Raw genomic sequence first — 12848 nt, forward strand, 5'->3', positions numbered from 1 at the left:
CCATCCCGAACAGGACCGTGAAACGACTCTGCGCCAATGATAGTGCTGCAACCAGTGTGAAAGTAGGTTATCGTCAGGCTCCCTATTGCTACCCCTCCCTGTGAAAACAGTGAGGGGTTTTGCTTTTATAAGAGTATAAATGACCATTCTTCGTGAGGATAAAATCAGTATCTGAAGAAAGAATAGAGTAAATAGAGTAAATAGAGTAAATAGAGTAAATAGAGTAAATAGAGTAAATAGAGTAAATAGAGTTTAAAGTTTGACTCAAAAATCCGCTAGGGTTGTTGCAGCCCACGCGGCAGTGTTGACGGGATAGCAGGCAAGTTGCAACCGTCCTAAAAGAATTCGATCTAATGTATTTGGCAGCACAACGCCGATACAAGAAATCCCCCAGTTATGCCTGATGACCATAGCGAGTTGGTACCACCCCTTCCCATCCCGAACAGGACCGTGAAACGACTCTGCGCCAATGATAGTGCTGCAACCAGTGTGAAAGTAGGTTATCGTCAGGCTCGAAATAAAGCGCCAAATTAAGCGCCAAATTAAGTTCGAATTTAGGCTCGTATTTAAACTCGTATTTAAACTCGTATTTAAGCTAGAAAGAGAACATCAAATAAGGCCCCACGTTAATAACATAACGTGGGGCTTTTGATTTTTGCGAGCATTTGGTAGAAGTTTTACAGCAAATCAATGTCATCGTATGAAACGGAAGCATTCATCTTTAGGAGGTACGACTTCGCATTATTTTCTCGCTCCGCAACTGAACGTGTATTCATCTTTGCAACTGGAGACAGGCATTTTGCCTTGACGTACATGGTTTTTGCGTAAAATCACTTGCAGACTTTGATGTTTCGTATAAAACTCAAGGTTTGCATCGCTATTTGACTTTCACAGAACGGAGAGCGCACTATGGTCACCGTCCCTATCGTGATGGATATTGAAGCTTCCGGCTTTGGGGCAGGTAGTTACCCTATCGAGGTGGGCTTCTCGCGTCGCCATGGTGAAGGCTGGTGTACTTTAATACGTCCAGAACAAGATTGGTTACATTGGGATGAAAGTGCGGCCCAAATTCATAAAATACCTCGTGAGACGCTAGTGGAAAGAGGTCGTTCTGCAGTGAGTGTCGCAGAGAATTTGAATCAAATTCTTGCTGGACACACCGTATATACCGATGGTTGGGCACATGATTACGTGTGGTTATCGCGACTATTTGATGCGGCAGAGTTGAATCCTCATTTCCGTCTGGCTGATTTCAGAGAAATTATTTCACTCAAGCAGGAAGAAATTTGGCATCAGACTAAAAGTCAGGTGGAGATCGATTTAAATGTCAGCCGACATCGGGCGAGTAATGATGCCCGGATTTTGCAGCTCACCTGGCTTCGTACGTTTGATGCTTGTAAGTTGCTGCATTAGAGGTAGTTATTCAAACAAGCTATTTCCGATGTTTCGTCACATCTTCGGTTGTTACACCTCCTTTCCCACTTGCCAGCCCACATACCAATAGGCATCAATCGTATCGGTTCGATAACTTTTCCGATCTCTCATTAACAGTAGGTCAAAAAGCCTAGTCATTCTAAGGCGACTTTTTTACTTTTTGTCCACGGCATACCGCCGCCTATCGCACTCCGTTCGCTTACAAGAATTCAACTAGCTATGCTTCGTTTACGGTAATGCTGTAGCGGTGTGAGCACATTGAGTTACTTCTTGGTCCATTCTCGCACTCATCCCACCGAGTCTTACCGTCGTTTGACCTATCAAAATGCTTGAATGAAAGTCTTGGAGACCGTCATGAATTTTCTTAATTCTAAATGCTTTTTTTCTATCGTCTTAATTTCGATCTTGGCGACTAATTCGCCCTCTCAAGCACAGACCCAGGCAGAAGCTACTGGGGGGCAAGCACGTGAACATCGCCCCATCGAGCCACATATTATGAAGGTTGTAATGAGCGGTTCTATGCAATTAAATCTAAAGGCTTCGCCAATACCAGAATTATATGTATCAGGCGATCCAAAACTGGTGGCAAAGGTGACCACCAAAATTGATGGTGATACCTTGTACATTGGTACTAAAGGCATATACATTGCGGTCGGAAAAACTCAGCAAACTATTGTTGAACTGAATTTGCCAGCATTAGAAAAACTACAGTTGTCCGGCAGTGGTAACAGCAGCGTCAAAGGATTTAAGGGAACTCGTCTAGAGTTCATTGCTGAGGGATCTGGCAACTATGTACTAGAGTCCGATTATTCAATGCTCCAATTTACGGCAAGCGGCAGTGGAAACGGTCAACTTGCATTACCCAACTGTCAGACAATCGCTTTGCGATCTCAAGGTTCAGGTAGTCTTATTCTTAAAGGAAAAGCGACCCTCTTGAACGGGGTAATAACTGGTTCAGGCGCCTTCGATGCGATGGCCATGCAAACGCTAAAAAGTAATTTGAATGTCGCTGGTTCGGGAGATGTCAGCGTCTCAGTGAGTGACGATGTCACCGCCAAATTGACGGGTAGCGGAAATGTGTATTTACAAGGTAACCCAACAAAACGTCACATACAACATTCCGGTTCCGGTCAACTCATATGGAAGTAAGCACACATAAATCGCTGGAATATCTCGCAAAAAATCCAGTTCATCATAATTTTTGCTTTGCAGTAAATATATTAATGCACAATGTTGATTGAAAGGTAGCCGCTTGATCGGAGAGTGTTATTTTTTAAGTAAAAATTTTCCATTGAATTTATTTTTAAAAACAAGTTTAAGTATTGGTTAGCAACAAAATAGCGAAATTAAATTCTATCCAGTAGGTTCGATTTGTTAAACGCTATTTACGACGAAATATTTCTGTAATAATCGTGCCGCAGATGTAAGTATTTGTTTCGTAAATGAACTGTTTTACCTGCGCTCGACAACGCAGGTTCGCTACTAACCTGACCGAACTGGAACCATGATTACTATTCGAAGTAAGTGCCTGACAGCGTTGTTCGTTGCGTTTTATTTTATTTCATGCGCGTCTGCGCAAGAAAATCCTATGCAGTTTATGAGTAATGCTAATGCGAAGGTCGCACGTGCAGCTGCATTAAAAAATCGATGGGAGGGACCTGTAGAGGGTCCGAAAATTCAAAAGAAAAAGAAAGTTATTTTTATTGCTGGCGATATGAGTGACGCTGGCACTTCTGCGGTTTTCAATGGTGTCAGAGAAGCGGCAATGGCCGGAGCATGGGAAACACTCTCAATTGATTGTCGCGGACGTTGTAATCAGGGGGCCGCTATTATTAGTCAAGCCTTGGATATGAAGGCGGACGGCATTATCCTCGCGGGCGTGGATGTTGCGACCCAAGTAAAGGGTATGGCCGCTGCTGCCAAAGCAAAAGTTCCTGTGGTCGGTTGGCATGCTTCTGTAAAGAGTGGCCCGACAGATGGCTTGTTCACGAATATAACGTCAAATCCAAAAGAGGTTGCCCAGCTTGCGGCCTTATACACGGTCGTGGAATCGAACAATAAAGCGGGCATTGTCGTTTTTACCGATTCATCAAATCCCTACATGCTGGCCAAATCCAGTGCGATTGTTGAGACCATTAAGCAATGCGAGGGTTGTCGATTATTAAGCGTTGAAGATGTTTCATTAAACGATGCTTACCTGAAAATGAAGGGTGTTGTGGAAAGTGTTGTTAAGCGTTTTGGCACTAAATGGACACACGTCATTGCGGTCAACGATTATTATTTTGATTTGCTGAATGCTTCGTCTATAGCCCCTGTCGTCGCCTCGAATAAATTGGTGGGTGTTTCCGCAGGCGATGGCTCACCCGCTGCCTATAAGCGGATCCGTGCGAATGACATTCAAACGGGTACGGTACCGGAACCCTTGGTTATGCATGCATGGCAAATAGTGGATGAATTGAATCGCGCTCTGGCGGGACAACCACCCAGTGGCTACGTGACACCGGTGCATTTAGTCACTGCGCAAAACATTGCTTATGATGGCGGTGTGAAAAACACTTTCGACCCAGCGAATGATTATAAAAATCATTACCAACAGAGTTGGCTCAAATAGTTTAATTTAAATGTGATACGCCTGAAGTAGCTGAAGTACCTGAAATAGCGATAAGCAGATCTACAATTGAAAAATATCATGTGAGTCCAAGCTATTTCAGTGCGCACTTGCGTCTTCGCATTTTGATTTTCAATGAGTTTTGTCTGCTCAAGATTATCCAGTTGATAAGATTATTTTTATTATTATTTTTACTTCTATTTTTGGCGTGCCTGTTACATCGCTTCAATAGAAAGCGTATTATTACGCCCCGCAAGATTGTATTCACGGCGAATACAATCTTCACTTTCTGTCATATGTAATTTCGACCCTATTCATGCTCACACCGAATCCTGCTAGCCAGCTGAACTCGCCCCATCATGTTATCGTGATTGGCGGTGGGCCTGCGGGTCTGATGGCTGCTGAAAATCTCTCACAGAACGGAATACGGGTCGATTTGTACGATGCTATGCCAACCGTAGGCAGAAAATTTTTATTGGCTGGCAAGGGAGGGATGAATCTTACTCACTCCGAAGCGTTTCCCACTTTTTTATCACGTTACGGCAGTCGTGCTGGTGACATCGAACCCATGCTAAAAGCGTTTGATGGAACCGCGGTACGTGAATGGGCTGCAGGCCTTGGTATCGAGACCTTTATCGGAAGCTCTGGTCGGGTGTTCCCGGTCGATATGAAGGCTGCACCGTTGCTACGTGCCTGGCGCGATCGTTTGCGCGAGCAAGGAGTGCAGTTTCATATGCGGCATCGCTGGGTAGGCTGGGATAGCAATGGCACGGCGCTACAATTTTCTACGCCTGATGGGACTATTGTCGCACAAGCGGATGCAGTGATACTTGCACTAGGCGGCGCGAGTTGGGCTCGTCTTGGTTCTGATGGTAAGTGGGTGGAATTACTGCAGCAACGTGGCGTCGAGGTGGCGCCGCTACAGCCGGCGAATTGTGGCTTTGACATTGCCTGGACCGAACTGTTCAAAGAAAAATTTTCCGGAAAGCCCTTATTGACCGTGGCAGCGCAGGTTTCTGGTGCGGAAAACACCATGCGCAAGGGACAGTTTGTGATTACTGAGAATGGGGTTGAAGGGAGTTTGATTTATGCATTATCCGCCACCTTACGTGAGCAAATAAATCGTTGTGGTGAGGTCGTCTTAGAGTTGGATTTATTGCCGGATCTTAGGCATGAACGAGTATTGCAATTACTGAGCGCTGGTCGTGGCTCACGTTCGTTTTCATCGTATCTGAAGAGCAAATTGACGTTGGATAACTTAAAAGTAGGACTCCTGTTTGAAGTGTTATCGAAAGCACAAATGCAATCGGTCACAGAACTAGCCAGCATGATCAAAAAATTACCACTACGTTTGATCGCACCGCGCCCAATTGATGAAGCCATCAGCAGTGCTGGCGGAGTGGCGTTTAGTGCGTTGAGTCAAAATGGTACGTTGAGTGCGATTGATAATATGGTCTGTGCTGGTGAAATGTTGGATTGGGAGGCGCCGACGGGCGGCTATTTGCTCACTGCTTGCCTGGCGAGCGGAAAGCAGGCGGCTGAAAAGGTGATAGCCCACTTAAGCAAAAAATTAAATTAATAAAACCGTCATTTCTCTCAATCCTTTATCAAGATTTAGCGATTAGTTGTTACAATCTTAGACTTTCCTCTGCGCAAAAATTTTGATTAAGTGTTCCAACGGTTTTTTCTATGAGTGATTCTCGAACTTCACCGCGACTTGCGGTCGCCTGGCGGGCAGCTATTCAGGTAGCGGTCGGTAGAATTGTACCTGCAAAAGTGGTAAATTTTTCTGCGTCAGGTATCCAAATTCAGTCTAGCGTCATGCTAAAAGAAAAACAGACTTATCAGATGATGATGGAAGTCCCTAGCCATAAAGATTCGTCGGTTCGAACCCAGGTGGTATGTAAAGGGACTTGTTTGTATACGATATTAAGTGGCAACGAGTATCGTGCTGGTATAAAGTGTACAGATTTCCCTCCACAACATCGCGAATTGTTAGAAAGTTGGGGCGGCTGAAGCTCACTCTGGCTGAGTCTTGATGGGGAACCGAATAAGGCAAAGTTTGCATTGCTTCGCAACTTTACCGCAAACGCAAAGCAAGTCTTTTTCTACTGTGGTATAAACAGCATTCTTGTCCGAAATGATCAGCCATTATCGAGAATATGAATCCTGTTTCTGTAGATCAAACCTTACCGGAATCGACCCTCAGAGTTGCCAGTTTATTGGCAAATTTACGTCACGATCAACCAATTATTATGCTAAATGCGTCGGGAAAAACGGCCGCCGAAGCTGCATCTGGACTTGGTTGCAATGTAGCCGAAATTGCAAAATCGATCGTGTTTCGTCGCCTTGCTGATAACGTCGCGGTGATGGTTGTTGCCAGCGGTATTAATCGTGTGGATGTTGAAAAAGTTGCGGCTATTGTAGGAACCTTAGGCAAGGCCGATGCGCAATTTGTCCGAGAAAAAACAGGTTATGCAATCGGTGGCGTCTGCCCGATTGGTCATACAGAAAAAAATCTGATCCTGATTGATCGGGATTTGCTGCAATATACGAAAGTATGGGTGGCTGCAGGTCATCCACATGCCGTATTTAGCTTGTCGCCCCAACAATTGATCGCCATGACTGAAGCACCGGTGGTCGACGTCGCATTACTTTCCTGAATTGAACTGAATACGCTAATGAGCATTTTGTACGACTTTGATCCTGAGTCAGCCCTGTCCTCCGAACCTGTACCATCCCCATGTATTGGCGTGTGTAAAATGGACGAACAGGCTGGCTGGTGTGCTGGTTGTTTCCGCACAATAGATGAACTACGCGGCTGGGGCACGGCCAGTAATGAACGCAAATTACAAGTCTGGCACTTAGTCAAACAAAGACTATTTTAATCAAGACTTTCGCTGCGACTTTTCATTTCTCGCGCTGATAAGTTCTCTCAGTCCTATTTCTATTGAAGGCAGTCCTATGCTTAACGATCAATTGAAGCTTCCTGCTGGTATGCAATTGTTTGAGCGTGGATGGTTGTCGTCAAATAACGTTTTATTTATCAGTGATAGCCAAACTGCCCTGGTGGATAGCGGCTATGTGAGCCATAGCCCGCAGACTCTGGCTTTAGTTCAGCACGCCTTGCAAGGTAGACCTCTGGATTTGCTGATCAACACCCATCTGCATTCTGACCACTGCGGTGGCAATGCACTATTACAGCAAACCTATGCCTGCAAGACCTTGATTCCCGAAGCCGACATGCCACTCGTTGAACACTGGGATGAGACGCAATTATCGTTTGCTGCCACAGGCCAGGAGTGTGCTCGCTTTGGATTTGATGGCAGTGTGCGCGACGGCGATCAACTCCAGCTTGGAAATCTGGATTGGCAAGTCTTGGCGGCGCCGGGTCACGATCCCCATTCTATTATTTTGTATTGTGCACACGAGGGTATTTTAATTTCCGCAGATGCGCTCTGGGAAAATGGTTTTGGGGTAATTTTTCCTGAGTTAGACGGGGAATCGGGATTCGCTGAACAGGCGGCGATGTTGAGTTTGATTGATGATTTAGATATTCGTCTGGTGATTCCTGGTCACGGTGCGGCTTTCACTGATAAAGCCGATGCGGTCGCCCGCGCGCGCAGTCGACTTGATTATTTGGCCGCTGATCCGAAACGAAACGCACGCAATGCGATTAAGGTATTGATTGCGTTTATGTTACTCAACAAGCGAGAAATAAAACTAAAACAACTGGCAGCGAGTTTCAATGATTTGCGAATGCTACGTGTCGCTACGCGCCAAATGGATCTGCCAATCGATATTTTATTGCCACAGATGATACAAGAACTCGTCAAGGCAGGCGCCGCTCACCTGGAAGGTGAGCGCTTGCTCAGTACATAAACGGCATTGTTGTTGCTTTCCCCAGCGCTTGCTTATTTCAACTGATAAGGCGCGTCGCTGAACGATTGTATCGGAGCCAAATCGGCATAAGAGGTAGGGCGGTTTTGTTGTTTGGCCATAAATGCCTCCATCAAATTTGCACTTTGCCAGATGCCGGATTGTAACCATCCCATTTGTTGTAATGCATCGTGCGTCGTATGGTCACGAGCGTAGTGAATCGCTTGTTTGCTACCCCAGATTGCGACCGGCGGTTTTTCGGCGATTTCTTTGGCCATTTGTAACGCTGCGTCGATCAGCGCTTCCGGCGACTCAAATACTTCATTCACCAAGCCGCAGCTCAATGCACGCTGTGCATGCAGGCGGCGTCCGGTATAAGCCATCTCATGCACGATGCCTTCAGGAATTAATTTAGGCAAACGTTGCAAGGTTCCGAGATCAGCGGTCATACCGATGTTGATTTCCTGGATGCAAAAAAAAGCATTCGCTGTCGCTAAACGGATATCGGCAGCGCACACCAGATCAACGCCACCGCCAATACATCCACCTTGCACAGCAGCAATGACGGGCATGCGTAATTGTTCAATCAAGTTAAATGAATGATGCATGTCATGCAGCACTAACGCAATATTTGCTCTGCCGACTGCATCGTTGTCATCGAGTGTTATGCCACCACCCGCAAACACATCCAAAGCCATTCCTGCGGTGAAATGCTTGCCACTGGACGATATGACCAGCACCCGAGCCAGTGCCTGATTTTGTAATTGCTGCAAAATTGCCACTAACTCTCTAAAAAATACCGGTTGCATCGTATTGAGGCTATCTGGACGATTAAAGCGCAGATGGGCAATCTTATTTTCAATGGTGAAATCAAAGCATTGGTAAGTCATAGCAGATCCTTGGATGAAAGAGGTGGGGCTTGCTGAATAGCGTGATGCGGCGCATGCTGCAAAGAATATAGAACAGCATTGACGGCTGTTTGAAACAAGTCATCGGCATGCCCTTGCTTAAGGTAAAACCCTTTTAGCTCAAGGCTAATGACGCCGTGCATCGCTGCCCATAAGAGCCGCGCCGCCGCGCTGGCACTAGATGCAGGTATGCTGCCATGTCGCATGCAATACTGGAACTCACCGATCAGTGGGGTAAAGCTTTCCCAAGCGGCGACACGAGAGGCTTCCGGTGGTATAAAGCCAGCAATGGCATCACCAAACATGACCATATAGTAAGCGGGGTAGCGGCGGGCAAATGCATGGTAATAATGGGCATATAAAAGCACGCTATCGAGGCCGCGTGCCACCGGTGCATCTGGCCGTTGCGCAGCGTAGAGCGGGAATTCACGCTGATACCGGGCAAAACCTTCCAGATACAAGGCATTCGACAAACCGTCTTTGCCACCAAAAATTGAATAAAGCAGAGTTGTTGAGCAATTGACAGCATCTGCCACTTTACGCACAGTCAGTGCGGCGGCACCCTCTTCGAGTAATAGACGACTGGCAGCTTCCAACATGCCCTCTCGCATGGAGAGCCGCAGCGCTTCTTGTTCCTGCCGAAAATCGACGAGCTTAGGTTTCATTAAGATGCGGAAAATTTCAAAAAAGTTAGAATTATAAAAAACAACGTTTTTTCTGATAACATCATATCAGTGGTAATCAGTAAATTCCAATAAGTCCTAAAAAGTACTTCATCAATAATTAAAAATGTTCAATAAGTTCTGATAAAAACCTTACTCGTGTGGAGATTGATTTATGGCCAGCAGCGCGCATTTACCCCCGATTTTGCAAAACCTCGCCTTACCTGTGATTGCATCGCCCTTATTTATTGCCAGTGGCCCGAAGCTGGTCGCAGCACAATGTAAGGCGGGGATCGTTGGTTCGTTTCCAGCGTTAAATGCCCGTCCGGCTGAACTACTCGATACCTGGTTGACTGATCTAAAAGCAGAATTAGCAGAATTTCAAGCCGCCAACCCTGGCGTCAAAGTCGGACCGATTGCAGTCAATCAGATTGTGCATCAGTCAAATGACCGACTTGAACATGATGTGGCGGTTTGTGTGAAACATCAGATCCCTATCATTATTTCGTCGTTGCGCGCACCACCAAAAGAGATGCTGGATGCCATTCATAGCTACGGCGGCATTGTTTTGCATGACGTAATTTCGATTCGTCATGCACAAAAGGCATTAGAGGCAGGCGTTGATGGCCTGATTCTGGTCGCTGCTGGTGCAGGTGGTCATGCTGGTGGCTTGTCCCCTTTTGCGCTGGTCGGCGAAGTCAGAAAATTTTTTAAAGGACCGATTGCCTTATCCGGATCGATCGCGACTGGTGATGCAGTGTTAGCGGCTCAGGCAATGGGGGCAGATTTTGCTTATATCGGTTCTCGTTGGCTGGCAACGCCGGAATCCAATGTCGATGATGCCTACCGCCAGGCTATTTTAGAGTCGAGTGCAGCGGATATCGTCTACACCAACTTGTTTACCGGTGTGCATGGCAATTATTTGAAGAAATCGATTGTTGCCGCTGGATTAGATCCGGATAACCTTCCGGTTGCCGACAAATCCAAAATGGATTTTGGTACGGGTGGTGCTAAAGCAAAAGCCTGGCGTGATATCTGGGGCGCTGGCCAAGGCGTCGGATTAATGGACGATGTGCCCACGGTAGCTGAAGTTGTTGCACGCTTAAGTGACGAGTACCATGCTGCGAAGGCGCGTGTTTTGGCGTCCTGAAGCGGGGTTAAGGACTCGCAGGTGTAAAAAACACCAGATCAGGATTGATGGAAGGACTCATACAAAATTGCAAAATATTCGTATTAAATGCTTAACGCATGCGAACCCTATGCATTTTGTATTTGTCCTGAATTGCAGAAATGTATCCTGAATGCATTAAATTATTCAAGTTTAAACGTTGACGTGCCGTAACTGGACTATCCCATCCAACTTCTGTCCGATTATGCGCCGCTACTCTGCCCTCCTGCTTTCCTTGTTGCTGGCGTTATCCGCTTCAGCGAATGAGAGCGCGTCTTCGTCGTCTTCATCTCCGTCTAAGCCGATCAAACAGTCATCGGCAAAAGAAAAAGAGAAGGAAGAATCGTCTTCGTCATCTTCCAAAGACAAAGAAAAAGACAAGGAAAAAGACAAGGAAAAAGATAAAGAAAAAGATAAAGAAAAAGATAAAGAGGGACGCAAATCGTCCAAAGAAGGTAAAGAGTCAAAAGAAAGTAAAGAGTCAAAAGAAAGTAAAGAAGCAGCTAAAGAGGCTTTAGCTGCTGACGAATTGGCAGCCAAAATCGCCGATAGATTGGCGATTTTAAAAAAAGAAAAAGAGCTCGCTGCTTCCCCTGCGTACGCACGTTCTGTGATGCGTCCTACCTACGCAGCCCGACGCCCCGAACCAGTTAAACCGAAAGTTGAAACGGCAACTATGCCTGCTGAACATGGCGCTGCTGCGATTGCCGCTGCGATGGATGCTCATGGCGCTGGCGGTTGGGGCTATCAGGGTGACAATGGACCTTTAAGTTGGGGCAAACTTAGTCCTACTAACAACAAGTGTGATAGCGGCGAACGCCAGTCACCGATAGATATTCGCGATGGCATCAAGGTTGATCTTGATCCTATTGTTTTCGATTACCGCGCTTCAGGCTTTAATGTTGTTGATAATGGCCATACGATTCAAGTCAATGTTGGTGCTGGCAATTACATTAAAGTGATGGGCCGGAATTATGAATTGGTACAATTTCATTTTCATAAGCCCTCTGAAGAGCGTGTGAATGGCAGAGGTTTTGAGATGGTGGTCCATTTGGTACATAAAGATGCTGATGGAAAATTTGCCGTGATTGCGGTATTAATTGAACGCGGCAAACCGCAAAGCGCGATCCAGCAAGTGTGGAATAACTTGCCGCTAGAAAAAAACCAACCGCAAGACGCATTGAGCGCTTTAGACTTAAATCAGATTCTGCCAGTCAAACGTGATTACTACACTTACATGGGGTCCTTGACGACGCCACCATGTACAGAAGGCGTGTTGTGGATGGTCATGAAGGAACCAATTGAGTTATCTCCCGAACAACTAGCGATCTTCAATCGCCTGTATCCGATGAATGCCCGCCCAATACAAAAAAGCAGCGGTCGCCTGATTAAAGAGTCGAATTAGACTTTACTATACTCCCCCCGATTACTTTTAAAACACGCTAGCAGGTCAATGTTTATAAAGATAATTTAAATTACTAGGGGGGAGTACTTCTTTATTGCGCGAATTGAATTCATGAGGGCGGATTTTTTTGTCTGCTTGATTGATATTTCGATGGCGTCGATCTTCTTGTCGATCTTTGCTACAAATATCTACATGGCCATACAAGGGCATACATAGTCATACACAAACTATGTCAACGAAAGTGCCCAAAAACCGCTTAATGAGATGTCGGCATGCTGGTTAATCTGAATAGCCAATGCCTATCGACGGTGTTCGCTAAGCGATCAACGAGCTCACGGAGTACATTATGCGTCTCAATAAAACATCTATTTTGGCCCTATTAGCGGTCATCGTTACCTCAACGCTTGCCAGTGGTTGTGTCGTCTACGCACCGCCACGTGGCTACGTCGTTGCGCCGGTACCCGTCGTCGTCGCGCCTGTTATAGGCGTTGGTTTTCGAGGCGGTCGTCATTGGTAATGAATCAAACCTGTCTTACACGTGATCATTTTGAGGAAGCCAGGTTTGTATTCAATGTATTTATTGATTAATTTATTGAAGCATCTTCAATGTGGTTTTTTAATTAAGTATGCTTAACTAAGTAAGTTTAGTAAGTTTAGTAACGCGAGTTCAACTATGAAGTGCAACTGAAGATAAATGGTTAAAGGTGGGAAGATGCAGTAGCATCCGGCCTTCCAGACCTCCAAGTCAAAGTTGCCCGAAATGACATACACACATCTTACCCAA

13 protein-coding genes and 1 rRNA gene are annotated in these 12848 nt (G+C 45.9%); 12 read left to right on the forward strand and 2 right to left on the reverse strand.

Annotated elements, in window-relative coordinates; all coding sequences use genetic code 11:
• The first annotated feature begins 399 nt into the window (after positions 1-399).
• The 9 genes from rrf to ACO0K1_RS19260 all read left to right on the forward strand — a co-directional run bounded on the left by rrf (position 400) and on the right by ACO0K1_RS19260 (position 7924).
• Positions 400-512, forward strand: a 5S ribosomal RNA gene (gene rrf, locus ACO0K1_RS19220).
• A gap of 397 nt (positions 513-909) precedes the next feature.
• Positions 910-1413, forward strand: coding sequence for a hypothetical protein (locus tag ACO0K1_RS19225; protein WP_423028680.1), 504 nt, complete (start codon positions 910-912; stop codon positions 1411-1413).
• A 375-nt stretch (positions 1414-1788) separates the two neighbouring features.
• Positions 1789-2583, forward strand: coding sequence for a GIN domain-containing protein (locus tag ACO0K1_RS19230; protein ID WP_423028682.1), 795 nt, complete (start codon positions 1789-1791; stop codon positions 2581-2583).
• Between the two features lie 355 nt (positions 2584-2938).
• The gene (locus ACO0K1_RS19235) at positions 2939-4045 is read left to right on the forward strand and encodes a substrate-binding domain-containing protein (RefSeq protein WP_423028684.1); all 1107 of its coding nucleotides are present in this window, start codon (positions 2939-2941) and stop codon (positions 4043-4045) included.
• Between the two features lie 313 nt (positions 4046-4358).
• Positions 4359-5621, forward strand: coding sequence for a TIGR03862 family flavoprotein (locus tag ACO0K1_RS19240; RefSeq protein WP_423028686.1), 1263 nt, complete (start codon positions 4359-4361; stop codon positions 5619-5621).
• A 110-nt stretch (positions 5622-5731) separates the two neighbouring features.
• Positions 5732-6058 carry a PilZ domain-containing protein gene (locus tag ACO0K1_RS19245; protein ID WP_423028688.1) on the forward strand — a complete coding sequence of 109 codons (327 nt, stop codon included), beginning with the start codon at positions 5732-5734 and terminating at the stop codon, positions 6056-6058.
• 146 nt (positions 6059-6204) lie between these two features.
• Complete coding sequence (locus tag ACO0K1_RS19250) at positions 6205-6705, forward strand: YbaK/EbsC family protein (RefSeq protein WP_423028690.1); 501 nt, start codon at positions 6205-6207, stop codon at positions 6703-6705.
• A gap of 18 nt (positions 6706-6723) precedes the next feature.
• On the forward strand, positions 6724-6930 hold the full coding sequence (locus ACO0K1_RS19255; RefSeq protein WP_423028692.1) for a DUF1289 domain-containing protein: 207 nt from the start codon (positions 6724-6726) through the stop codon (positions 6928-6930).
• A 76-nt stretch (positions 6931-7006) separates the two neighbouring features.
• Positions 7007-7924, forward strand: coding sequence for an MBL fold metallo-hydrolase (locus ACO0K1_RS19260; protein ID WP_423028694.1), 918 nt, complete (start codon positions 7007-7009; stop codon positions 7922-7924).
• A gap of 32 nt (positions 7925-7956) precedes the next feature.
• Here the strand turns inward: ACO0K1_RS19260 and ACO0K1_RS19265 are convergent, their stop codons facing one another.
• A complete protein-coding gene (locus ACO0K1_RS19265) occupies positions 7957-8811 on the reverse strand; it encodes an enoyl-CoA hydratase-related protein (protein ID WP_423028696.1) in 855 nt (284 codons plus the stop codon).
• On the reverse strand, positions 8808-9494 hold the full coding sequence (locus ACO0K1_RS19270) for a TetR/AcrR family transcriptional regulator (RefSeq protein ID WP_423028698.1): 687 nt from the start codon (positions 9492-9494) through the stop codon (positions 8808-8810). Before ACO0K1_RS19270 ends, ACO0K1_RS19265 begins: the two co-directional genes overlap by 4 nt.
• A gap of 172 nt (positions 9495-9666) precedes the next feature.
• Between ACO0K1_RS19270 and ACO0K1_RS19275 the strand changes: the two genes are divergently transcribed.
• The 3 genes from ACO0K1_RS19275 to ACO0K1_RS19285 all read left to right on the forward strand — a co-directional run bounded on the left by ACO0K1_RS19275 (position 9667) and on the right by ACO0K1_RS19285 (position 12581).
• Complete coding sequence (locus tag ACO0K1_RS19275; RefSeq protein ID WP_423028700.1) at positions 9667-10641, forward strand: NAD(P)H-dependent flavin oxidoreductase; 975 nt, start codon at positions 9667-9669, stop codon at positions 10639-10641.
• Positions 10642-10864: 223 nt separating this feature from the next.
• On the forward strand, positions 10865-12064 hold the full coding sequence (locus ACO0K1_RS19280; RefSeq protein WP_423028702.1) for a carbonic anhydrase: 1200 nt from the start codon (positions 10865-10867) through the stop codon (positions 12062-12064).
• 346 nt (positions 12065-12410) lie between these two features.
• Positions 12411-12581: a hypothetical protein gene (locus tag ACO0K1_RS19285; protein ID WP_423028704.1), complete on the forward strand. Its 171-nt coding sequence runs from the start codon at positions 12411-12413 to the stop codon at positions 12579-12581.
• The last annotated feature ends 267 nt before the right edge of the window (positions 12582-12848 follow it).

The sequence above is a fragment of the Undibacterium sp. SXout20W genome, assembly GCF_049340285.1.
Lineage (GTDB): Bacteria > Pseudomonadota > Gammaproteobacteria > Burkholderiales > Burkholderiaceae_D > Undibacterium.